Source organism: Shinella sp. OV683 (assembly GCF_057787725.1).
The window spans coordinates 2,393,090-2,413,946 of the sequence record NZ_CM173543.1 but is presented as its reverse complement, the minus strand read 5'-3'; the positions used below and the strand labels follow the sequence as shown (position 1 = coordinate 2,413,946).

Annotated in this window: 22 protein-coding genes, 1 tRNA gene and 1 pseudogene; 18 read left to right on the top strand and 6 right to left on the bottom strand. The window is 58.7% G+C overall.

The annotated features are described in order from the left end of the window. Positions 1-99 precede the first annotated feature (99 nt). From ACXHRN_RS11540 to ACXHRN_RS11515, 6 genes are all read left to right on the top strand, one after another. On the top strand, positions 100-1,068 hold the full coding sequence (locus ACXHRN_RS11540) for a Bug family tripartite tricarboxylate transporter substrate binding protein (protein ID WP_488641455.1): 969 nt from the start codon (positions 100-102) through the stop codon (positions 1,066-1,068). A gap of 12 nt (positions 1,069-1,080) precedes the next feature. Continuing rightward, positions 1,081-1,554, top strand: coding sequence for a tripartite tricarboxylate transporter TctB family protein (locus tag ACXHRN_RS11535; RefSeq protein WP_488641454.1), 474 nt, complete (start codon positions 1,081-1,083; stop codon positions 1,552-1,554). A 1-nt stretch (position 1,555) separates the two neighbouring features. Further along, complete coding sequence (locus tag ACXHRN_RS11530; protein WP_488641453.1) at positions 1,556-3,064, top strand: tripartite tricarboxylate transporter permease; 1,509 nt, start codon at positions 1,556-1,558, stop codon at positions 3,062-3,064. A 143-nt stretch (positions 3,065-3,207) separates the two neighbouring features. Next, positions 3,208-3,852, top strand: a complete 645-nt coding sequence (locus ACXHRN_RS11525; RefSeq protein WP_488641452.1) for a TetR/AcrR family transcriptional regulator — start codon at positions 3,208-3,210, stop codon at positions 3,850-3,852. Positions 3,853-3,955: 103 nt separating this feature from the next. After that, positions 3,956-4,129, top strand: a complete 174-nt coding sequence (locus ACXHRN_RS11520; RefSeq protein WP_488641451.1) for a hypothetical protein — start codon at positions 3,956-3,958, stop codon at positions 4,127-4,129. A gap of 119 nt (positions 4,130-4,248) precedes the next feature. Then, positions 4,249-4,581 carry a DUF6105 family protein gene (locus ACXHRN_RS11515; RefSeq protein WP_488641450.1) on the top strand — a complete coding sequence of 111 codons (333 nt, stop codon included), beginning with the start codon at positions 4,249-4,251 and terminating at the stop codon, positions 4,579-4,581. Here ACXHRN_RS11515 and ruvX read toward each other — a convergent pair. Then, entirely contained in the window at positions 4,518-5,012 is a 495-nt protein-coding gene (gene ruvX, locus ACXHRN_RS11510; protein WP_488641449.1) for a Holliday junction resolvase RuvX, read from the bottom strand. The genes ACXHRN_RS11515 and ruvX overlap by 64 nt on opposite strands. A gap of 133 nt (positions 5,013-5,145) precedes the next feature. Between ruvX and ACXHRN_RS11505 the strand changes: the two genes are divergently transcribed. The 5 genes from ACXHRN_RS11505 (at position 5,146) to ACXHRN_RS11485 (ending at position 8,773) form a co-directional block, all read left to right on the top strand. Next, positions 5,146-5,850, top strand: coding sequence for a metal-dependent hydrolase (locus ACXHRN_RS11505; RefSeq protein ID WP_488641448.1), 705 nt, complete (start codon positions 5,146-5,148; stop codon positions 5,848-5,850). A 92-nt stretch (positions 5,851-5,942) separates the two neighbouring features. After that, complete coding sequence (gene gatC / locus ACXHRN_RS11500) at positions 5,943-6,230, top strand: Asp-tRNA(Asn)/Glu-tRNA(Gln) amidotransferase subunit GatC (RefSeq protein ID WP_488641447.1); 288 nt, start codon at positions 5,943-5,945, stop codon at positions 6,228-6,230. Positions 6,231-6,235: 5 nt separating this feature from the next. Beyond that, positions 6,236-6,706 carry a GNAT family N-acetyltransferase gene (locus tag ACXHRN_RS11495; protein ID WP_488641446.1) on the top strand — a complete coding sequence of 157 codons (471 nt, stop codon included), beginning with the start codon at positions 6,236-6,238 and terminating at the stop codon, positions 6,704-6,706. A gap of 8 nt (positions 6,707-6,714) precedes the next feature. Then, the gene (gatA, locus tag ACXHRN_RS11490; protein ID WP_488641445.1) at positions 6,715-8,196 is read left to right on the top strand and encodes an Asp-tRNA(Asn)/Glu-tRNA(Gln) amidotransferase subunit GatA; all 1,482 of its coding nucleotides are present in this window, start codon (positions 6,715-6,717) and stop codon (positions 8,194-8,196) included. A gap of 106 nt (positions 8,197-8,302) precedes the next feature. Beyond that, the gene (locus tag ACXHRN_RS11485; protein ID WP_488641444.1) at positions 8,303-8,773 is read left to right on the top strand and encodes a hypothetical protein; all 471 of its coding nucleotides are present in this window, start codon (positions 8,303-8,305) and stop codon (positions 8,771-8,773) included. Positions 8,774-8,811: 38 nt separating this feature from the next. On the opposite strand, the gene ACXHRN_RS11480 is transcribed toward ACXHRN_RS11485, so the two are convergent. Beyond that, positions 8,812-9,069 carry a YjhX family toxin gene (locus ACXHRN_RS11480; RefSeq protein ID WP_488641443.1) on the bottom strand — a complete coding sequence of 86 codons (258 nt, stop codon included), beginning with the start codon at positions 9,067-9,069 and terminating at the stop codon, positions 8,812-8,814. Positions 9,070-9,365: 296 nt separating this feature from the next. Between ACXHRN_RS11480 and ACXHRN_RS11475 the strand changes: the two are divergent. Beyond that, positions 9,366-9,962 (top strand): annotated as a pseudogene (locus tag ACXHRN_RS11475) (cysteine hydrolase family protein); the annotation flags it as partial. A 4-nt stretch (positions 9,963-9,966) separates the two neighbouring features. Here the strand turns inward: ACXHRN_RS11475 and ACXHRN_RS11470 are convergent. Then, entirely contained in the window at positions 9,967-10,992 is a 1,026-nt protein-coding gene (locus ACXHRN_RS11470; RefSeq protein WP_488641442.1) for an alpha/beta fold hydrolase, read from the bottom strand. 319 nt (positions 10,993-11,311) lie between these two features. After that, the gene (locus tag ACXHRN_RS11465) at positions 11,312-11,869 is read right to left on the bottom strand and encodes a hypothetical protein (RefSeq protein WP_488641441.1); all 558 of its coding nucleotides are present in this window, start codon (positions 11,867-11,869) and stop codon (positions 11,312-11,314) included. 206 nt (positions 11,870-12,075) lie between these two features. Between ACXHRN_RS11465 and ACXHRN_RS11460 the strand changes: the two genes are divergently transcribed. Next, positions 12,076-12,216 carry a hypothetical protein gene (locus ACXHRN_RS11460; protein WP_488641440.1) on the top strand — a complete coding sequence of 47 codons (141 nt, stop codon included), beginning with the start codon at positions 12,076-12,078 and terminating at the stop codon, positions 12,214-12,216. 8 nt (positions 12,217-12,224) lie between these two features. Here the strand turns inward: ACXHRN_RS11460 and ACXHRN_RS11455 are convergent. Both ACXHRN_RS11455 and wrbA read right to left on the bottom strand, forming a co-directional pair. Beyond that, positions 12,225-12,310: transfer RNA gene (locus ACXHRN_RS11455), tRNA-Leu, on the bottom strand. A gap of 126 nt (positions 12,311-12,436) precedes the next feature. Then, positions 12,437-13,063, bottom strand: coding sequence for an NAD(P)H:quinone oxidoreductase (wrbA, locus tag ACXHRN_RS11450; RefSeq protein ID WP_488641439.1), 627 nt, complete (start codon positions 13,061-13,063; stop codon positions 12,437-12,439). A 223-nt stretch (positions 13,064-13,286) separates the two neighbouring features. On the opposite strand from wrbA, the gene ACXHRN_RS11445 reads away from it, so the two are divergent. The 5 genes from ACXHRN_RS11445 to ACXHRN_RS11425 all read left to right on the top strand — a co-directional run bounded on the left by ACXHRN_RS11445 (position 13,287) and on the right by ACXHRN_RS11425 (position 20,788). Further along, positions 13,287-14,036 (top strand): competence/damage-inducible protein A, encoded by a 750-nt coding sequence (locus tag ACXHRN_RS11445; protein WP_488641438.1) that lies wholly within the window; start codon positions 13,287-13,289, stop codon positions 14,034-14,036. Positions 14,037-14,135: 99 nt separating this feature from the next. Then, on the top strand, positions 14,136-14,966 hold the full coding sequence (locus tag ACXHRN_RS11440) for a universal stress protein (protein WP_488641437.1): 831 nt from the start codon (positions 14,136-14,138) through the stop codon (positions 14,964-14,966). A 128-nt stretch (positions 14,967-15,094) separates the two neighbouring features. Beyond that, complete coding sequence (gene gpt / locus ACXHRN_RS11435) at positions 15,095-15,592, top strand: xanthine phosphoribosyltransferase (protein WP_488641436.1); 498 nt, start codon at positions 15,095-15,097, stop codon at positions 15,590-15,592. Positions 15,593-15,799: 207 nt separating this feature from the next. After that, complete coding sequence (locus tag ACXHRN_RS11430) at positions 15,800-16,387, top strand: hypothetical protein (RefSeq protein ID WP_488641435.1); 588 nt, start codon at positions 15,800-15,802, stop codon at positions 16,385-16,387. A 624-nt stretch (positions 16,388-17,011) separates the two neighbouring features. Beyond that, on the top strand, positions 17,012-20,788 hold the full coding sequence (locus ACXHRN_RS11425; RefSeq protein ID WP_488641434.1) for a vitamin B12-dependent ribonucleotide reductase: 3,777 nt from the start codon (positions 17,012-17,014) through the stop codon (positions 20,786-20,788). The last annotated feature ends 69 nt before the right edge of the window (positions 20,789-20,857 follow it).

Genomic DNA, 20,857 nt, shown 5'->3' with positions numbered 1-20,857 from the left:
AAACTAACTCGGTCATCTGGAATTTATGGGCTACCAATATGTTCCCGACCGAGTAGTTTATCGAAATTGAGAAGTCCGTTTTTCGTAAGGGAGGATACGATGAAAAGACGCACGTTCATAAAAACTTCTGCTGCGCTTGCTGCTTCAGTAGCACTTCCGTTTGCGACGCCCGCCTGGGCGCTCGATGAGTTGACGATCATTGCGCCCGCCAAGCCGGGCGGAGGATGGGATCAGACAGCCCGAGCACTTGAAGATGTCATTCGCGCCAACAATCTCGCTGGAGCGGTTTCAGTCGAAAATGTGGCCGGTGCCGGCGGCACGATCGGTCTTGCTCAGCTTACGAACAGGGAAAGCGGCAATCCGAATGTAATGATGGTGATGGGCCTTGTCATGGTCGGAGCGGTGTTGACAAATGCATCGCCCGTGACGCTGGAGCAGACGACTCCGATCGCGCGCCTGACTGGCGAGTACGAGGTCGTCGTCGTTGAGGCCAAGTCCGAATACAAATCGCTCGCCGACCTGGTTGCCAAGCTGAAGGCGGATCCGGGCTCGGTAGCCTTTGGCGGCGGTTCGGCCGGTGGCACCGATCATATACTCGCGGGGCTGATCGCCAAGGCGGTCGGTGCCGATATCACCAAGCTCAATTACATTCCGTTCTCGGGCGGCGGCGAAGCTCTGGCGGCTATTCTTGGCGGTCATGTGGCGGCTGGCATCTCGGGTTACAGTGAGTGGGAAGGCCAGATCAAATCTGGCGAATTGCGCGTACTGGCGATATCCGCTCCCTCGAAGGTGGACGGCATCGAGGCGCCGACGCTCAAGGAGCAGGGCGTGGATGTGGACTTCGCCAATTGGCGAGGCATCGTTGCCGCTCCCGATCTCGATGATGCCGGCAAGGCTTCGCTCCTCGAAGTCGTCGATAAGGCCGTCAAAAGCGATGGCTGGAAGAAAGTGTTGACCGAGAAGAAATGGACCGATCTTTACCTTCCGGGGGAAGACTTCTCCAAGCTGCTTGCTGAGGAAAACGCGCGGATTACCGAAATATTGAAGGCTATCGGTCTCGTCCAATAGGGAGTATGGACGATGAAAGAGGACAGCAAACTCGCCGGAGTTGCAGCCGGCCTCATTCTCGCTGCGCTGGCGGTTCTGATTGCCTGGAATACATTCCACATGCGTATTCCGCCGAATTATGCGCGCGTCGGACCGCAGGTGTTTCCCTACGCGGCCGCGATCATTCTGGTGATTCTGGCTGGTTGTTTCATCTGGCAATCGGCAACAGGCCGTCCTGATCGATTGGCGCCCGACTCCGATCAAACCGATTGGCGTGCGCTGGGCGCAATAGCGGCCGGCTTCCTGTTCGAGATACTCTTTATCAAGACGCTCGGTTTCATCTTGTCGTCCACGGTCTTGTTCATCGCCGTCTCCCTTGCGTTCGGAAGCCGCAAATATTTCAGGGATGTCGTGGTTGCGCTTCTCCTCAGTACAGGCGCTTTCCTTGTTTTCACCAAATTGCTCAACCTTCAGCTCCCGGCGGGAATTTTGAAAGGACTGATCTGAGATGGAATCCTTTCAGTTTCTGCTCGATGGTTTTGCAACTGCTCTGACGCCGATCAATCTGATGTGGTCGCTGGTTGGCGTAACATTGGGCACCCTCATTGGTATTCTTCCCGGTATCGGGCCGGCGCTGACGATCGCGCTGCTGCTGCCCGTGACGTCCAAACTGGACCCGACAGGCGCCTTCATCATGTTCGCCGGCCTCTACTATGGCGCGATGTACGGTTCCTCGACAACATCGATCCTCCTGAATACGCCTGGCGAATCCGGCTCGATCATTACGGCGGTCGAGGGCAATGTCATGGCCAAGCAGGGGCGGGGGGCGGCGGCACTTTCGACCGCGGCCATCGGCTCCTTCATCGCCGGTACGATCGGCACCTTGCTTCTGACCTTCCTTGCGCCAGTGTTCGTGAAACTCGCCTTGCGTTTTGGCCCGGCGGAATATTTCGGGTTGATGGTCTTCGCGTTTACGGCGGCGTCGGCGCTGCTTGGCGCATCGCTGTTACGAGGCGTAACGTCCCTCATTCTCGGTCTGGTAATTGGGCTGATAGGAATGGACGAGTTGACGGGACAATTGCGGCTCGCCTTCGGCCTGCCGAGTCTGATGGACGGGATCAACGTGGTGGTCGTGGCGGTTGGACTTTTCGCAATTGGCGAGGCGATGCACATCGCGTCAAGGCCCGATCTGCGCGTTGCCGAGATAAGCGCGATCAAGGGATCCCTGTTCATGACCAAGGAGGAATGGTCGCGTTCCTGGAAGCCCTGGCTCAGGGGAACCGCAATCGGCTTTCCCTTCGGCGTGCTGCCGGCGGGCGGCACGGAAATCCCGACGTTTCTTTCCTATTTCACGGAGAAGAAGCTCTCCAAGAGGCCGGAGGAATTCGGCAATGGAGCGATCGAAGGCGTAGCCGGCCCGGAGGCTGCCAACAATGCGGCGGTCGCAGGTGTGTTGGTGCCGCTGTTGACACTTGGCCTTCCAACGTCTGCAACGGCCGCCATTCTGCTCGTGGCATTCCAGCAATATGACCTGCAGCCCGGGCCTCAGCTTTTCACCGCGTCTGGACCGCTGGTTTGGGGTCTGATCGCCAGCCTCTATATCGGCAATGTCATGCTGTTGGTCCTGAACCTGCCGCTTGTCGGTCTTTGGGTGCGATTGCTGTCCATTCCCGCGCCACTGCTTTACGGCGGGATCATGGTTTTCTCCGCGCTTGGGGTCTACGGCCTCAATCGCTCGATTAGCGATCTGATCATCCTTTTCGTGCTCGGGTTCGTGGGTTTCCTCATGCGGCGGTATGGTTTTCCGATCGCACCGGTAATCATCGGGCTTATCCTTGGGCCGCTTGCGGAGGAACAATTTCGAAGAGCGTTGATGATCAGCCAGGGAGACGCAAGCGTATTCCTCACCCATCCGATCAGCGCATTCTTCTTGCTTGCCGCGGTTGCGCTGCTCGCCGTTCCATGGCTGATCAAGAAGCTCGGCTGGGGTAGCAGTTTGGGCGAGGCAGCGAGTTAGAACACGCAGGCACCAACGGAGCCGTGGCATGCCTGTGGATAGATCTCGTCCCGGGCACGCCTTTGCCCGATCCGACCGCCTTCGAAATTGTCACTGTGCGGTGAATCCGCTATTGGCGATCGGAATCAAGCGATTGGGGCAAAATGCAAGACGTAGCCAACTTAGCGCAGCCGCCCGAGGATGATCGGCCGATCCGGGACCGGCAGGCCACCACAGCACGCATCCTCAAGGGCGCGGCAGAATTGCTGGCAGAAGGCGGCTTCCAGAATTTCGGCATCAACGCCGTGGCGCGTCGCGCCGGCTGCGACAAGCAATTGATCTACCGCTATTTCGGCGGCATGGATGGGTTAATGGAGGCGATCGGCGCCGACCTTGCCGGCTGGGTCGAGGCAAAGATGCCGCGAGATGGCGGCGGCGGCTTTCTGCTCACCTACGGCGACCTCGTCGAGCGGCTGCTGGTATTGTTCCTTGACGCGCTGCGCAGCGATCCGCTGATGAAAAAGATCATCGCCTGGGAAATGTCGGAGAATTCTCAGCACGTTCGCCAGCTCTCCGAAGCTCGCTCCAAGGCGCTTGCCCAGTGGATCGACCGGGTAGGGGGCAGCATGTCTCCGCCCAAGGGCACTGATACGGCTGCGTTGAATGCAATCCTGATTGGTGCAGTCCAGCATCTGGTGCTGACAGGCGAAGCATCCGGCCGCTTTGCGGGGAGGTCACTGACCAGTGAGAAGGACTGGGGCAAGGCGACGGATGCCATCCGTAAACTGGTGCGCGGCGTCTATCCCTAGCCCGTCCATCGCGACCTGCGGAAATTAACCTTAACAAATGGTTTACGTTGCGCCTAAAACATTAACCTGTGACACTGCTTAGATGTCGAAAGGGTGGTGTGTCATGCGTACAGGTTATTTGGCGACGGCAGCATTGACGGTGCTTTTCAGCCTGATTGCCAAGGATCTCACCCTGCCGTTGATCGCGCTTGCCGCGATTGGCGTCGTCGACCGACTGGTTACAACAAGCCTGCAAAAGGGCGCTCAATACTCGCAAAACGATCCGGCGCGCGCTTAATACGTGGACTGCCGGACGATACTTCTGGTTCTGCAAGGGGCTGGGGACGTGGCCTGGGACAGGATGTCGCCGGATCGGCTTATGCCGGTCCGGTACGCATCCGGAATAGGGGAAACCCGATGAAATGGATTTTATTCTTTTGGGCGACACCGCTCGCCATCCTCGGCGGATGGTACTACCTCTCATATTACGACATGAATTTCGGCTACCTCATGCTGTCGCGGCAGATGCATGATCTGGTGTTCCAGATCTATGGCAACGTCCTCGGTATTGCCCCCGAATCTATCCCCCCGCTGGTGCTGAAGGCGGTCTGCGTTGACAGCCTCATCCTGTTCGGAATCGTGGCCTTCAAGCGACGCAAGGCGATTGCTGGCTGGTGGCAGGCGCGTCAGAAATCCGCATCTGGTGATGCGGCTCTCGCAATCGACGACAATCTGTCCAGCGCTCCCTGAAGGATGAAGGATGCGGCGGCAGAATCGATCCGATCCTCACGTTTCCGTCTTGATACGTCCATCTCGATCAGCGCGCGTTCAGCGGCTACGGTCGACAGCCTCTCGTCCCAGAACGTGAACGGTATCTCTGTCTTGACGACCATATTGCGCACAAAGGCGCGCGTCGCCTGGGCGCGTGGCCCCTGGCTACCATCCATGTTGATTGGCAGGCCGATAATGAAGGCTTTGACGACGTCCTTTGAGGCAAAAGCCAGCAACACTTCCGCATCCTTCGTGAACTTCGTGCGGTTGATCACCGGCCTGGGCGTCGCAAAACGTCGCCCCTTGTCGGACAGCGACAGTCCGATCGTCGCGGTCCCGAGGTCAAGACCGGCGACGATGTCGCCCGGCTGCAGCATCTCGGAAAGCTCTTCGATGGAGAGGATGGCCATGGGTATCTGTTCGCTTCCGGCATTCTTGAGGCAACTTTTCGTGAAGTCCGCATTAAACCTTTCGGCTCGTCTTGGAAATATGCCGGCTTCGCGCTACTCCAGGCCAATTACATAAAAACATTGGAGATTGGCGATGAAACTGCGCTGGCTTGGTCACTCGGCTTTTCGTATCGAAACTGCAAAACAGACTGTCCTCATCGACCCGTTCCTGACCCACAATCCATCGTTTTCGGGGCAGGATATCAAGGATGCCACCAAGGGCGTGACCCATATTCTCCTTACCCATGGCCATATGGACCATGTCGGCGATACGATCGGCCTTGCCGGTGAACTCGACGTGGAAGTGGTATGCAATCCCGATCTCGGCGACTGGCTCGCCCATCGCGGCGTCAGAAAGGTCAACCAGGGCAACACCGGCGGTACGATCCACACCGGCGGCTTTTCCGTGACCTTCACCAATGCCCTGCATTCCTCGGCGCACATGACCGAAGACGGCGTTTCCCATTCGCTGGGAAATGCCAATGGCCTGATGTTCCACTTCGAGGACGAGCCGTCGCTGCTGCACATGGGCGACACGGATATTTTCTCTGACATGGCGCTGATCAACGAACTGCACCAGCCGGATATTGGCATCGTGCCGGTCGGCGATCGCTTCACCATGGGCGGCGCCGTTGCAGCGCTGGCCTGCCAGCGCTATTTCAACTTTGGTACCGTCATTCCCTGCCACTACGGCACCTTCGGGCTACTTGACCAGACGGCAGAAAAATTCGTCGCCGGCATGGAGGGATCCAAGAGCAAGGTCGAGACACCCGCTCCGGGCGGCATAGTCACTGTCTGAAGCCATCCACCGAGCACACGTCGAAAAAGCCGTTGCACGCTTGCCTCAGCGCCTTTATAGCGGGCTTTCTAGATTTTTGACCGGAGTGGGACATGTCCGTTGATGTGGCGACAGTGAAACGTGTGGCGCGCCTTGCGCGGCTCGCGGTGACCGAAGACGAAGCCCAGCGAATGATGGGCGAACTCAACGGTATCCTCGGATTCGTCGAGCAACTCAGCGAAGTCGATGTTACGGGTGTCGAGCCGATGACGTCGGTAACGCCGATGGTCATGAAGAAGCGTCAGGACGTGGTGACGGACGGCAATATTGCCGAACGCGTTGTTGCCAATGCGCCGCTGACCGACAACAATTTCTTCCAGGTACCGAAGGTGGTGGAGTAAGCACTGTGGCGATCACGCTCGCAACAGAAAGCCCGTTGCAGGACGAAGTCCGCGACCTTGTCGCGGAACTCGACGCACATCTTTCGACGCTGTCGCCGCCGGAATCCAACTACTTTCTCAGCGTCGAAGAGATGGCCGAACCCGACACCACCGTCTGGGTCGCTCGAGACAAGGGCACGGCCGTTGCTTGCGGCGCGCTCAAGCGCCACACCAAGCGGATCGGCGAAGTCAAGCGCATGTATACGCGGCCGGACTGGCAAGGGCAGGGGATCGGCCGGCGCGTGCTCGGCGAGATCGTCATTTCGGCAATCAATGATGGCCTGGAAGAGCTGGTGCTCGAAACCGGCGACCGCCACCCCGCTGCCTGGGCGATCTACGAGAAGGCGGGCTTCGTCCGTTGCGGGCCGGTCCTAGACTACCCCGATTCCGAATATTCCATTTTTTATCACAAGCAGCTTGCTGCCGACGCAAAGTGAATGACCTGATGAGCGAACTGACCAGCCTGACCATCGCCGAAGCCCGCAAGAAGCTGCTGGCCAAGGAAATCACTTCGGTCGAACTGACCGAGGCCTATATCGGCGCGATCGAGGCTGCCAATGACGCTTTGAATGCCTATGTCGCTGTCACGCCGGAGATCGCCCGCGCACAAGCCAAGGCATCGGACGCAAAGATCGCCGCAGGCAATGCCGGCGCTCTGGAAGGCATTCCACTTGGCATCAAGGACCTGTTCGCCACCAAGGGCGTCCACACGCAGGCCTGCAGCCACATCCTCGACGGTTTCAAGCCGGAATATGAATCCACAGTCAGCCAGAACCTGTTCAACGACGGCGCCGTCATGCTCGGCAAGCTTAATATGGACGAGTTCGCCATGGGCTCTTCCAACGAAAGCTCTTATTACGGCCCGGTCAAGAACCCTTGGCGCGCCAAGGGCTCAAACGCCGATCTCGTACCGGGCGGCTCCTCGGGCGGCTCCGCTGCTGCGGTCTCGGCGCATCTCTGCGCCGGCGCCACCGCCACCGACACCGGCGGTTCGATCCGCCAGCCCGCCGCATTTACCGGCACGGTCGGCATCAAGCCGACCTATGGTCGTTGCTCGCGCTGGGGCATTGTCGCTTTCGCCTCGTCGCTGGACCAGGCCGGACCGATCGCACGCGACGTACGCGATGCGGCCATCATGCTGAAATCCATGGCCAGCGTCGATCCGAGGGATACCACCTCGGTCGATATCCCGGTTCCAGATTATGAAGCCGCCATCGGCAAATCGCTGAAGGGCAAGCGCATCGGCGTCCCCCGCGAATATCGCGTCGATGGCATGCCGGAAGAAATCGAAGCCATGTGGCAGCAGGGCATTGCCTGGCTCAGGGATGCCGGTGCCGAAATCATCGACATTTCCCTGCCGCACACCAAATATGCTTTGCCGGCTTACTATATCGTCGCACCCGCCGAAGCGTCGTCCAATCTTGCCCGCTACGACGGCGTTCGCTACGGCCTGCGCGTCGAAGGCAAGGACATCTCCGACATGTATGAGAAGACCCGCGCCGCTGGCTTCGGCAAGGAAGTCAAGCGCCGCATCATGATCGGCACTTACGTGCTGTCGGCCGGCTATTACGACGCCTATTACATCCAGGCGCAAAAGGTCCGCACGTTGATCAAGCGCGATTTCGAACTCGTCTTCAACGCCGGCGTCGATGCGATCCTGACGCCTGCGACCCCGTCCTCGGCATTCGGTATCGCCGACGAGGATCTCGCCAACGACCCGGTGAAGATGTACCTCAACGACATCTTCACGGTCACGGTCAACATGGCCGGCCTGCCGGGCATTGCGGTGCCCGCCGGCATCGATCACAAGGGCCTGCCGCTCGGACTGCAGGTGATCGGCAAGCCTTTCGACGAGGAAATGCTGTTTCAGACCGCCCATGTCATCGAACAGGCGGCTGGACGTTTTTCGCCGGCTAAGTGGTGGTAGTGTCTCAGACGAGGATTATTGCGTGAATTTCATCCCGTCCGGAGCGATCCGGGCGGGTTTTTCATTTGTGAAATCCGTGTCACAGTGAGGCAAAGGGAAAAGCGGCATGTTTCAGGCACTTCACCAGACAGTCGAGCACACGATCTCCCTGCCGCTTTCCACTGGGGACGCGTTTGCGCTGTTCACGCCCGAGGGCGAGCGGCACTGGATTGCCGAATGGAGCCCGCGCTATTTCTATCCCGCCAATGGCGAGACCTTGGTCGGCATGGTTTTCATGACTGGTGAGGAAGAGGAAACCACATGGTGGAGCGTTGTCGACTATGACTTGGCCTCGCATTTCGTCCGCTATTGCAGGGTGACGCCGGGCTCACGCTCGGTGATCGTCGAGGTCAGATGTGGTGCTGCCGCCGGCGCGCATGAAACACCGGTGAGTGTGCGCTACACACTGACCGGCCTATCCGACGCTGGCAATGCTGCGATCGCCGAATTCGTCGCCGGTTATGACGAGATGATCGAGGGCTGGCGGATGAAGATCCTGCGCTATCTCAGTCGCAGCAATGCGCAAATCCATCCTTAGGAAAAAAGGCCCACACCATTGCGGGCCTTCCTCCATGCTTATCTATTGTCCAGCTGTGAGCGAACCAGTTCAAGTCCCCGGCCGGTGATACGGTAGGGCTGGCCACGTGAAGAGGAGATCGCCCTCAGCCGCTTGAGCTTGCGAAACAGCTCGATGTCGAAGTCGCTATACAGCCAGCCGTCGCGGCTGAAGCATTTGACGTCCTTGACCTTGGCTTTGGTTGATCTGACATGTTCGATCCAGCCGCCCTGGGCGAGCAGGTGCAGAATGCGCTGTTCGGCGCGATTGATGTCCATTGGTTGAGTGATCCGAGATGCTCAGGAATGAGCGCAACAAAACGATCCGACACCGAAAAACCGGGCCGGGGCTCATGTTAGCCGCTGCGCGCATCGATCATTCGTGCGGGCAGCGCCCTCAGACAATCTCAGACTGAATAGACATCAAAACTCCATCGATGCCGCTTTATGCCGCCGGTCGGCGACGCTGTCAACGCTATCTGGGCGTGCAGCTTGACAAGCGGGCTGTCCAGGACACCTATTCCCTCAGGGACAAAGGACGCTGGGAGGCAAGACAGATGGGCGAATTATCCACGCTCGACGCGCGTCGTTGCGCATTGATCATCCAGGATATGCAGAACGACGCGGCGGGTGAGGGCGGGGCCTTCGCGGTCTTCGGCGCCCCAAGCCATTGCCGCGAGCAGAACGCCGTTGCTCATATTGCCGAACTGGCGGCCCGCTGCCGCGCGCGTGCCATTCCCGTCATCCATGTCTGGTTTATCGTCGAGCCGGGTGCGCCCGGCTTCACATTGAATGCGGAGCTGTTTCGCGGCGTCAAGGACAACAACGCCAACGTACGCGGCAGCTGGGGTGCCGCACCTCTTGCCGGTCTCGAACCGCAGCAAGGCGACCTCGTCATCGAGAAGATGCGGATGAGCGCCTGGGAAGGCACCAACCTCGAAACCGTCCTCAAGGCCTATGGCCGCGACACGATCATCGTCACCGGCGCCTGGACCAACATGTCGATCGAACACACCGCCCGCACCGGCGCTGACAAGGGCTACAACATGATCGTGCCGGAGGATTGCTGCGCAACGATGAATGCCGATTGGCATCGTGCATCGATCGATTATGCCCTGCCGAATGTTTCCGTTGTCACCAAGGTCCGGGACGTCCTTGCGGCACTATCCTAGCCGGTCAATTCGCCGGCACCAGCCAGGACGTGACGTCGCCCTTGTCGTCCACCGCAACATACCCTCCGTCACCGAGCTGGTAGAGCTTGCGGCAGATGTTGCCGACGCATGTCAGGTCGCCCCGCGACGAAACCGCCATCGAGTAGGCGGCATCCATCGTCGATATCTCGACCTCGGCTTCGGAGATCTTGTTGACGCTGACGAATCCCATCGGTGTCGTCTCGATCAAGGTCTTGCCCTGAAGCTGGTCTAGCCCGACGCGCCTTGCACCGCTGTCGGGCTTCAGCAGGTCAGCTTCCGACTGAACTGCATCAGTCGTAAGTGGAGATTTCTTCGGCGCCGCACATGTGGTGGCAGAAAATGTCTTGATGAAACGATCGACGCAAGCGCCGTAGAGGGCGCCAAAGCGCAGCTGCCAGGCCGCGCCATGGCCCTCTAGACTCTGCGGCCTGTCGATCAGGAACAGCGGTACGCCGTTCTTGGAAAACGTCGCTTGGGTGGGCGAACCGCGCCCGCCCGGGTCGTATTCGTCGTCACGGAAGAACACGACGGCCGCCGGCACTTTGATCGACTTTATGTTCTCGACATACTCGGTTTTGTTGAGAATGAAGTATTCGTTCGCTTTGCCGTCATATTGCTTCATGCCGTAGTTGGCGGGCGCAATCAGCAGCAGGCTGTCCATCGGTTTGCCGGCTGTGCGCCTAGCGGCCACGTCGATGGATACCCACGCACCCCAGGATTGTCCGGCAAGCACGATCTTCTTGTAGCCCTGCGCACGCAACTGGGCGAGGCGCGCAATCACATGATTGGACGATTGCGCAATCGAGCTCATGCCGTAGTCGGCATTGTTGGGAAACTTCGCCTCGATCACGTCCCAGCCGAAACGTTGGTTCATCTGATAGACGATCGGATAGGTGGCGCGGAAATCGTCGCGGGAACGGTCGTTCTTGTCGAGGCCCTCGATGAAATAGATCACTCCCTGGGCTTCCTTCGATCCCTTGTTATGGACTTTGAGAGGCGTATATTCCATCAGTTCCAGCGGTTTGAGATCGGTCTGGCTGTAATCGCTACTGCCGCTCGAGCCTGCGAATGCGCAGGTTAGATGTAAGACGGAGCTACAAAAGCTTACGGCCGTGAGAGTGATTAGCCGGCTAAATATGAACGAACCCATGGCTTTCCTCTGAGAAACGGCCTGACTCCTTGGCCGTCTTATGATCCTTTTACGCTGCGTGACCTGGAGTTGTCTATTTCGTCATCGCGTTTCCGACCAGTATGCTTACCCAGTGAGCCCTTCAACCGGTCGGCGGCGGCGTGATGGGCATCACATGCCGGGTCGTGGCGTTTGCAAACTAGAAGCACTTTTGCTCGGGGTACAAATTTGGATTGTAGGCGACATGAAATCTGGCAAATGTCGCAAAATCTGTATCGGTAATGCCGTTTGCGGACTCCCGCATGACCGAATGAGGGTTTGTGGTTTCGTCCCCTCTATAAGCGTACAATGCGCAGGCATTGGGAGCTCCCGCATTTTCAATCGGGCGGCAGCCGGTAGTCGCCGTGTATGCGATCACGCTGACAGGTGAAAAGGGCGGGGGACAACCCGGCGTTTGACCATGCTGTGCCTGGTATTCCCAGTAGGCTCGAATCAAAGTCGGCGCCTTGCCAAAGGGGATGGCACTTCCATGTCCTTCGCAAGTTTTTGCTCCCGGCAGGTAAAACAGCCCAAAGCCAGGATAGTTTAATAGAGCCTCATCCGCATTGCCTCTCCTCAGTAAGCTTCCCACAAATCTGGTGAGGCAGAGATTGCCATCGTCAAGTTGCGGCACATCGTTTTCGGCCGCGGGTACATTGGAAGCTGATGTAACAAGTGTCACTAAGACGGTAAGCGCAGATCTACATAAGTGCTGCATCGTCTCCTCCTACGGTGAGGATCAATGCAATACACGCCAATTGAGTCAAAGGTGCGAAGACGCTCGGTTGACCATCCGTGGTCAGTCTGTTTCCGGGCATGGGACCACGCCCTTGGCGATATCCTTAATCTCCGCTGCCGGCGCTGAGAAAATAGAACAGCGCTCGCTACCGGAAAAACAAAGGAAGAACCTCTGGGAAAGCGGTTTTGAAAGCTGATGTTCGCGCTGCCGCTCATCAAATTTATTATCTGACCGCGCGCCGCTCGATCACCTACGCAGCCACCCGCAAGGCTGCTGCGACAAGCCTGGAAATCCGGGCAAGAGAAAAATTACAATTAATGCTTTAAAATCAATCTGGTGCGGACGACGGGAATCGAACCCGTATAGCCAAAGGCCGAGGGATTTTAAGTCCCTTGCGTCTACCAATTCCGCCACGTCCGCATACTACGATCTGCGGTAGCCCAGCGGCCGGATTCGATCAAGCTGGAATTGCGCAAACTGGCGCCGATATGGAACGGCCCGCCAAGAGGCGGGCCGTGAAGCGTTGTTTATGAACGGAGAATTGCCTTACTCGGCCGCAGCCTTGATGGCGGTCTCTACCGAAAGCTTGCCGGCGATTGCAGCGACGTGAGCGCCCTGGTAGCGAGCCGCTTCCAGTTCGATTTCGGAAGGCTGGCGTGCGCCATCGCCACCGGTGATCGTGGACGCGCCGTAGGGCGAGCCGCCCTTGATTTCTTCAAGACCCATCTGGCCCTGGAAGGCATAGGGCAGGCCGACGACGACCATGCCGTGGTGCATCAGGGTCGGGATGAAGCCGAGGATCGTCGATTCCTGACCGCCATGCTGGGTGGCGGAAGAGGTGAACACGGAACCGACCTTGCCGACCAGCTTGCCTTGCGCCCACAGGCCACCGGTCTGGTCCCAGAAATTGCGCATCTGCGAGGCAACCGTGCCGTAGCGCGTACCAGCGCCAACGATGATCGCATCGTACTGGTCGAGTTCGTTCGGATCGGCGAGCGGGGCAGCCTGATCCATCTTGTAGTAGGAGGCCTTGGCGACGTCGTCGGAAACCAGTTCCTTGACGCGCTTGACGGTCACTTCGGCGCCGGCAGACTTCGCGCCTTCTGCAACGGCATTGGCCATGGTTTCGATGTGGCCATAGGCCGAATAGTAGAGAACGAGAACTTTAGCCATTGTCGTATCCTTCGTCGGTTAGGTGGTTCGTTTGAATTGCTAATCCCCTATATTCGACGATTGCTCTCTTGGCAGGATAGCAAATTGCGGCTTGAGTGTTCGCTATTAGTGAACGACAAAAACCACCACATTCATAAAACGGTGACAAATGGTGGTTTGCTCGGGCTTGACAGGCCGCGGACACGGCAGCACTTTGCGCCCGTCAAGCAAGGAGAAGAGCGATATGAGCGACACCAACATCGTCACCGCGGCAATGCTGGCGATCGGCGACGAACTGCTCTCGGGGCGGACGAAGGACAAGAATATCGGCCATCTCGCCGATATGCTGACGCTGGTGGGCATCGATCTCAAGGAGGTGCGAATCGTCGGCGACGAGCAAGACGAGATCGTCGCGGCGCTCAATGCGCTGAGGCCGCGCTATGACTACGTGTTCACTTCGGGCGGCATCGGGCCGACGCATGACGACATCACGGCCGATGCGATCGGCAAGGCGTTCGACCTGCCGGTCATCCACGACGACAAGGCGATGAAGATGTTGGCTGCTTCCTATGAGAAGCGCGGCATCGAGTTCAACGAGGCGCGCATGCGCATGGCTCGCATGCCGGAAGGCAGTCGTCATATCGACAATCCGGTTTCGATAGCGCCCGGTTTCGTGATCGGCAATGTTCATGTCATGGCAGGCGTGCCGAACATTTTCCAGGCGATGCTTGATAGTGTGTTGCCGACCTTGAAGACCGGCGCGAAAATGCAGTCGCGCTCGGTGCCTTGCCCGTTTGGAGAGGGCGATATCGGCGCGCCACTCAGCGCCATCCAGAAGGCGCATCCGGAAGCAGTGATCGGCTCCTATCCCAAGTTCGATGGCAAGTTCTACTCCACCGACATCGTCATCCGGGCACGCGACGCTGGTGTGCTCGATGTTGTCGAAGCTGATGTGCGGGCGATGCTGGATCAGATCACGCAGAGCAAGAAATAATGTCGCAGGCGGCTATTTCTGCTGAACTTGATCGAGGTCAATGACGTTCATATCTTTAGTTTCTATAGCAAATTTATGTTTGACAGCCAGGAGCTAGCCATGACGATAAAGACCGTTGCCGCTATTCTCACCCAGACCGAAACCGCCAAGGTCGTGCTCGACACGGCCATTGCGATTGCGGTTGAAAACGATGCTCACGTCGTCGGCCTGCATGCGGAAGCCATCGATCCGCCACCTGTGATGTCGCCATTCGATCTGCCGGACTCATCCGTCATTGCGGCGCTCTACGATATGGCTTCCCAGCAGAGCAAGGTGATCGAGGTTCAGTTCAACGAGGCCGTGCGCCTGGGCGGTGTCGCCGGCACCTGGCGCGTGATTCGCGGCGGCGTCGCCAGTGCTTCGCATGGTGTCGTCGAGGCGAGCCGCATCGCCGATCTCGTCGTCGCCGGCCAGCCGGCGCAGGGCAGGGTGAGCGAACTGGACGACGTGCTGTTCGAAAGCGGACGTCCGGTGCTCTTCATTCCATTCATCACCAAGCAGGTGAGGCCGTTCAATCGCGTCTTGATCGCTTGGGATGGTTCCAGGGAATCAACGCGCGCCATCTTCGATGCGTTGCCGCTCCTGAAGAAAGCAGCCGAAGTCGAGATATTCTCGGTCGATCCGCAGGATGCCGGGCCGCAGGCCACGGTTCTGACCGGCACCGACATCGCCGAGGCGCTCGACCGTCACGGCTTGAAGATCAGCGTCAATTCGCAGCAATCGGAAAAGCTGCCGGTCTATTCGGTGATTGAAAACCGCTGCAGCGATTTCGCCGCCGATCTGCTGATCATGGGCGCCTACAGCCACGCCCGCATCCGCGAGCGGCTGTTCGGCGGCGTCACGCACACGCTGCTGCAGTCGATGACCGTGCCGGTGTTGATGTCGCGTTAAACGGTAAAAATCGCAGGCGAGCCGCATGGCCCGCCTGCCTCCGGGCATCTTTCCTCTGGACGAGTTGGCGGCCTTCATACTATTGCAGTGGCCCATCTTTCATCGTCCGAACCAGGAAGCCCACCACGATGTCTCTTCCAGATAAAGCTTTTCCCGTCTCTTGGGACCAATTCCATCGTGATGCGCGTGCGCTTGCCTGGCGGCTTGCCGGGCTCAAGAAGGAATGGCGGGGCATGGTCTGTATTACCCGCGGTGGACTGGTGCCGGCGGCAATCATTTCCCGCGAGCTCAGCATCCGCCTGATCGAGACGGTGTGCATCGCCTCCTACCACGACTATCTCAACCAAGGGGAAGTTAATGTCCTGAAGGGCATCACGGCATCGCTCGCTGAAAACGGCGGCGAAGGCGTGCTGGTGGTCGACGACCTCACCGATACCGGCAAGACTGCGCTCGAAGTGCGCGCCATGTTGCCCAAGGCACATTTCGCCGCGGTCTATGCCAAGCCCACGGGCGTGCCCACCATCGACACGTTCGTCACCGAAGTCTCGCAGGACACCTGGATCTATTTTCCCTGGGATATGGGTTTTACCTATCAGGAGCCGATCGCCAAGGATCATCGCGGATAATAATCCTATTTAATATTCCTTAATGTGAATGTATCAATGTGGCACCGATCGCGATTACTTGCGGTCAGCGCCGCTTTGTCATCGATCGAACCGTCGATCCGACGCGACTATACTTTGAAGTGCATTTATCCGGTCCTGTATATCTTGCTTGGGCAAGGTGTGCGGTATACCTGGCCCGACCGGCGGGTAGAAAGATGATGGTGGAACATGGCATGCGGAAACACGCTGAAACGTTCAGCGGTTTGTGGATGTCTGCTGTTGCTGTCGGCGCTGCCCGCTTTCGCCGAGTCCGCGCATATCGGCCCGGTGACCAGGTACTTCAATGCAAATATCAAGCCGTGGATATCCGACCCGCTGATCGTCGCGTCGCTGAAGGCGCAGAACAAGGCCAATGCCAGCCTCACCGGCGCCGACATTACCGCACTGGATGCCGAATGGATCGCCGAGGTCGAGAGCGAGAGGCGGCCGATGATCGACAAGACACTGTCGAGCGCCGTGTCTCAGTTCCTCAGGGCGCGCGAGGAAGACGCGTCCGGCACGATAACGGAAATCATCCTGATGGACGCCCGCGGGCTCAATGTTGGGCAGAGCGATGTGACGTCGGATTTCTGGCAGGGCGACGAGGTCAAATACACCAGGACATATCTGATCGGCCCAGCAGCGACTTTTGTCGACGAGGCCCTCAGGGACGATTCCACTCAGACGTTCCAGTCGCAGATTTCGGCCACCATAACAGACGAAAGCGGCAAGCCGATCGGCGCAATTGCCGTCGGTATCAACCTCGACCAGTTGTAGCTCGCCATCTCCCCGCATCGATATCTGGGGATCGAATCGGCACCGTCACAATTTCGTCTCAAATGGAAGTCTGTCAGCCGCATGAAGAAAAAAATAAAAAATTGCCGCCCCAAAATAGTGGCAAACCGGGGTGGTCGCGCTATTCGACACGGCTTAGCCCTTGATATATAGGCACTTCAGCATATTCCCCGTTTTCCACACCCCCGATACACAAGATATAGTGTTAATAAATCCTCCACAGCCTACGACTTGACCGAATCAGGTGCATATCCCTTTATGGGACATGTTGCGGCGGCGACAGGATCGGAGAGTAACGAGGCCGATCCTTTTCTTGAAAATCGAACGATATGAACGTCTGGCGCGTATGAATGCGCGCTTTGTGACGACAGGATGCGCGCGTCGATTTTTTTGGCAAAAGCCGCGATAGGGGCTGGCATAAATTAGTTGTTAACACTATATTTAGTGTTTGCAGCCAAGCTAGCTACCAGATACAGGGATTACCGAAATCGGGTTTCCCGAAAAATTTGGATGACGGGCCGGGCTGCAGAGTGAGAAACTCGAGTTCCCGGATGAGATTGGACGCGCCTTTTTATGGCGCGGGATGACAGGCAAGGGGATTGCATCATGCGCATCGAACGCAGGTTTACAGAGGCAGGCAAATCGGCCTACGCGGCGGTCGCCTTCCGCACCGCCACCAGCGAAATCCGCAACCCGGACGGCTCGATCGTCTTCCGGCTTGCCGACATCCAGGTGCCCGAACAGTTCAGCCAGGTCGCGGCCGATATTCTCGCGCAAAAGTATTTCCGCAAGGCCGGTGTGCCCAAGCACCTCAAGAAGGTAGAAGAGAACGACGTGCCGTCGTGGCTCTGGCGTTCGGTCGCCGACACCGAGGCGCTCGCTTCTCTCCCCAAGGACGAGCAGTACGGTTCTGAAATCGATGCGCGCCAGGTGTTCGATCGCCTTGCCGGAACCTGGACATACTGGGGCTGGAAGGGCAAGTATTTCACGTCTGAAGAAGACGCGCTCACCTTCCGCGACGAGCTTGCCTATATGCTCGCCACCCAGCGCGTTGCGCCGAATTCCCCGCAATGGTTCAACACCGGCCTGCATTGGGCCTATGGCATCGACGGCCCGGGGCAGGGCCATTTCTATGTCGACCCGTTCACCGGCAAGCTGACCAAGTCCAAGTCCGCTTACGAGCACCCGCAGCCGCATGCCTGCTTCATCCAGTCCGTTGGCGACGACCTCGTCAACGAAGGCGGCATTATGGACCTCTGGGTCCGCGAAGCGCGCCTCTTCAAGTATGGCTCGGGCACCGGCTCGAACTTCTCCTATCTGCGCGGCGAAGGCGAAAAGCTTTCCGGCGGCGGCCGTTCGTCCGGCCTGATGAGCTTCCTCAAGATCGGTGACCGGGCAGCCGGCGCCATCAAGTCCGGCGGCACGACCCGTCGTGCGGCCAAGATGGTGGTGGTCGATATCGACCATCCGGATATCGAGGACTACATCAACTGGAAGGTCAAGGAAGAGCAGAAGGTCGCAGCCCTCGTGACCGGCTCGAAGATCGTCGCCAAGCATTTGAAGGCGATCATGAAGGCTTGCGTCAATTGCGAGGCTGAGAACGGCGCCTGCTTCGACCCCAAGCAGAACCCGGCACTCAAGCGCGAGATCAAGGCCGCCAAGGCCTCCATGGTGCCGGAAAACTATATCGGCCGCGTCATCCAGTTTGCCCGCCAGGGCTACACGGACATGGAATTCAAGACCTATGACACGGACTGGGATTCCGAGGCTTATCTGACCGTTGCCGGCCAGAACTCCAACAACTCCGTCTCGATCAAGGATGACTTCCTGCGCGCCGTCGAGCGCGACGACGTCTGGAATCTCACCGCCCGCAAGGACGGCAAGGTGCTGAAGACGTTGAAGGCCCGCGACCTCTGGGAATCGATCTCCTACGCCGCCTGGGCATCGGCCGATCCCGGCCTGCATTTCAACACGACGATGAACGATTGGCATACGTCACCGGCGGCCGGCCCGATCCGCGCCTCCAATCCGTGCTCGGAATACATGTTCCTCGACGACACCGCCTGCAACCTCGCATCGCTCAACCTGATGCAGTTCAAGGATGCCGCAACCGCCCGTATCAATATCGCTGACTACGAACATGCCGTCCGCCTGTGGACCATCGTGCTCGAAGTCTCGGTGATGATGGCGCAGTTCCCGTCCAAGCGGATCGCCGAACTCTCCTACGAATACCGCACGCTCGGCCTCGGCTACGCCAACATCGGCGGCCTCCTGATGTCGACCGGCATTCCCTATGACTCCGATGAGGGCCGGGCGATTGCCGGTGCACTCACCGCGATCATGACTGGCGTCTGCTATGCGACCTCGGCTGAAATGGCCGGCGAGCTCGGTACGTTCCCGCAATACGAGCCGAATCGCGAGCACATGCTGCGCGTCATCCGCAACCATCGCCGCGCCGCCCATGGCGAGAAGTCCGGCTACGAAAGTCTGTCTGTGACGCCAGTGGCGCTGATCCATGCCCACAGCCCCGACCAGAATCTGATCAAGCACGCCACTGCGGCCTGGGATCTAGCGCTGGAACTCGGCGAAAAGCATGGCTACCGCAACGCGCAGGTCTCGGTCATCGCGCCGACCGGCACGATCGGCCTGGTCATGGATTGCGACACGACCGGCATCGAGCCCGATTTCGCCCTGGTGAAGTTCAAGAAGCTCGCCGGCGGCGGCTACTTCAAGATCATCAACCGCGCCGTTCCCGAAGCGCTGCGCACCCTCGGCTACACGGAATCCCAGATTGCCGAGATCGAGGCCTATGCGGTCGGTCACGGCAACTTCAACCAGGCGCCTGCGGTCAATCCCGGCTCGCTGCGCGCCAAGGGTTTCCCGGACGACAAGATCGAAGCCGTCAACTCGGCGCTGAAGCAGGCCTTCGACATCAAGTTCGTGTTCAACCAGTGGACATTGAGCCCGGAATTCCTGCGCACGCTCGGCGTTACTGACGAACAGATGAACGCCGTCGACTTCAATCTGCTCGACCATCTCGGCTTCTCCAAGAAGGAGATCGAGGCGGCCAACATCCATGTCTGCGGTGCCATGACGCTCGAAGGCGCGCCCTTCCTCAAGAAGGAGGACCTACCGGTATTCGATTGTGCCAATCCTTGCGGCAAGATCGGCAAGCGCTATCTCTCGGTCGAGAGCCACATCCGCATGATGGCAGCCGCCCAGCCGTTCATCTCGGGCGCGATCTCCAAGACCATCAACATGCCCAACGACGCCACCGTCGAGGATTGCAAGAACGCCTACATGCTTTCCTGGAAGTTGGCGCTGAAGGCCAACGCGCTCTATCGCGACGGCTCCAAGCTTTCCCAGCCCCTCAACGCCTCGCTGATCGAGGACGAAGAGGACGAGGATGGTCTTGAGGAACTGCTGGTGGCTCCGGCTGCCGCGCAGGCCGTCACCATCACCGAACGGATCATCGAGCGCGTGATCGAACGCGTCAGCCGTGAGCAGGAAAAGCTACCGACACGCCGCAAGGGTTATACCCAGAAGGCCAAGATCGGCGGACACACCATCTTCCTGCGCACCGGCGAATATGACGACGGCCGCCTTGGCGAAATCTTCCTGGATATGAACAAGGAAGGTTCGGCGCTGCGTGCCCTGATCAACAACTTCGCCATCTCCGTGTCGCTCGGCCTGCAATATGGCGTGCCGCTCGAAGAATATGTCGATGCCTTCACCTTCACCAAGTTCGAGCCGGCCGGCATGGTCACTGGCAACGACGCGATCAAGAACGCCACGTCGATCCTCGACTACGTGTTCCGCGAACTCGCCGTTTCCTATCTCGCCCGCCACGACCTCGCTCATGTCGACCAGTCCGACTTCACCAACACCTCGCTCGGTCGCGGCGTTTCGGAAGGCAAGGCGGATGTCGTCTCCAAGGGCCTGACGCGCGGCTACAAGCCAACGCTGGTCTCCGCTTCGTCGGAGCCAAAGGGTGCGGCAACGGCGCCGCCCGCCAAGGCATCGTCGGGCGGCAGCGTCACTGCCTTCTCCGGAAGCGCCGTCCGCAAGCTCGAAGTCGCCACCGCGATCGCCACGTCCGAGATCGTCTCTTTCAAGCGTGACTATGAAGAGCGCCAGGCCGATTTCGCCGAGGAAATCGCCGAAGAAGTCTCAGTTACCGATATCTTCTCCGACAAGGCAGCGGCAGATGCCGCCTCGGCCAAGTCGACGGACGCCAAGAGCCTCGCCAACGAACGCCGCGCACGCTCGATCATGCAGGGCTACACCGGCAACATGTGCTCCGAGTGCCAGAACTTTACCATGGTGCGGAATGGCACATGCGAGAAGTGCGACACTTGTGGCGCGACGAGCGGGTGCAGCTGAGGATAGCTATTTTGGGAAAGTGGAAGCTCGGGCGGGCCCGGGCTTCATAGCCTGGGAACATAAAAAACA

Bases quoted from the DNA above. Each gene is read 5' to 3' on its own strand.
- ACXHRN_RS11540 (WP_488641455.1), top strand. From the start codon at position 100: ATGAAAAGACGCACGTTCATAAAAACTTCTGCTGCGCTTGCTGCTTCA.
- ACXHRN_RS11535 (WP_488641454.1), top strand. From the start codon at position 1,081: ATGAAAGAGGACAGCAAACTCGCCGGAGTTGCAGCCGGCCTCATTCTC.
- ACXHRN_RS11530 (WP_488641453.1), top strand. From the start codon at position 1,556: ATGGAATCCTTTCAGTTTCTGCTCGATGGTTTTGCAACTGCTCTGACG.
- ACXHRN_RS11525 (WP_488641452.1), top strand. From the start codon at position 3,208: ATGCAAGACGTAGCCAACTTAGCGCAGCCGCCCGAGGATGATCGGCCG.
- ACXHRN_RS11520 (WP_488641451.1), top strand. From the start codon at position 3,956: ATGCGTACAGGTTATTTGGCGACGGCAGCATTGACGGTGCTTTTCAGC.
- ACXHRN_RS11515 (WP_488641450.1), top strand. From the start codon at position 4,249: ATGAAATGGATTTTATTCTTTTGGGCGACACCGCTCGCCATCCTCGGC.
- ruvX (WP_488641449.1), bottom strand. From the start codon at position 5,012: ATGGCCATCCTCTCCATCGAAGAGCTTTCCGAGATGCTGCAGCCGGGC.
- ACXHRN_RS11505 (WP_488641448.1), top strand. From the start codon at position 5,146: ATGAAACTGCGCTGGCTTGGTCACTCGGCTTTTCGTATCGAAACTGCA.
- gatC (WP_488641447.1), top strand. From the start codon at position 5,943: ATGTCCGTTGATGTGGCGACAGTGAAACGTGTGGCGCGCCTTGCGCGG.
- gatA (WP_488641445.1), top strand. From the start codon at position 6,715: ATGAGCGAACTGACCAGCCTGACCATCGCCGAAGCCCGCAAGAAGCTG.
- ACXHRN_RS11485 (WP_488641444.1), top strand. From the start codon at position 8,303: ATGTTTCAGGCACTTCACCAGACAGTCGAGCACACGATCTCCCTGCCG.
- ACXHRN_RS11480 (WP_488641443.1), bottom strand. From the start codon at position 9,069: ATGGACATCAATCGCGCCGAACAGCGCATTCTGCACCTGCTCGCCCAG.
- ACXHRN_RS11470 (WP_488641442.1), bottom strand. From the start codon at position 10,992: ATGGAATATACGCCTCTCAAAGTCCATAACAAGGGATCGAAGGAAGCC.
- ACXHRN_RS11465 (WP_488641441.1), bottom strand. From the start codon at position 11,869: ATGCAGCACTTATGTAGATCTGCGCTTACCGTCTTAGTGACACTTGTT.
- wrbA (WP_488641439.1), bottom strand. From the start codon at position 13,063: ATGGCTAAAGTTCTCGTTCTCTACTATTCGGCCTATGGCCACATCGAA.
- ACXHRN_RS11445 (WP_488641438.1), top strand. From the start codon at position 13,287: ATGAGCGACACCAACATCGTCACCGCGGCAATGCTGGCGATCGGCGAC.
- ACXHRN_RS11440 (WP_488641437.1), top strand. From the start codon at position 14,136: ATGACGATAAAGACCGTTGCCGCTATTCTCACCCAGACCGAAACCGCC.
- gpt (WP_488641436.1), top strand. From the start codon at position 15,095: ATGTCTCTTCCAGATAAAGCTTTTCCCGTCTCTTGGGACCAATTCCAT.
- ACXHRN_RS11430 (WP_488641435.1), top strand. From the start codon at position 15,800: ATGGCATGCGGAAACACGCTGAAACGTTCAGCGGTTTGTGGATGTCTG.
- ACXHRN_RS11425 (WP_488641434.1), top strand. From the start codon at position 17,012: ATGCGCATCGAACGCAGGTTTACAGAGGCAGGCAAATCGGCCTACGCG.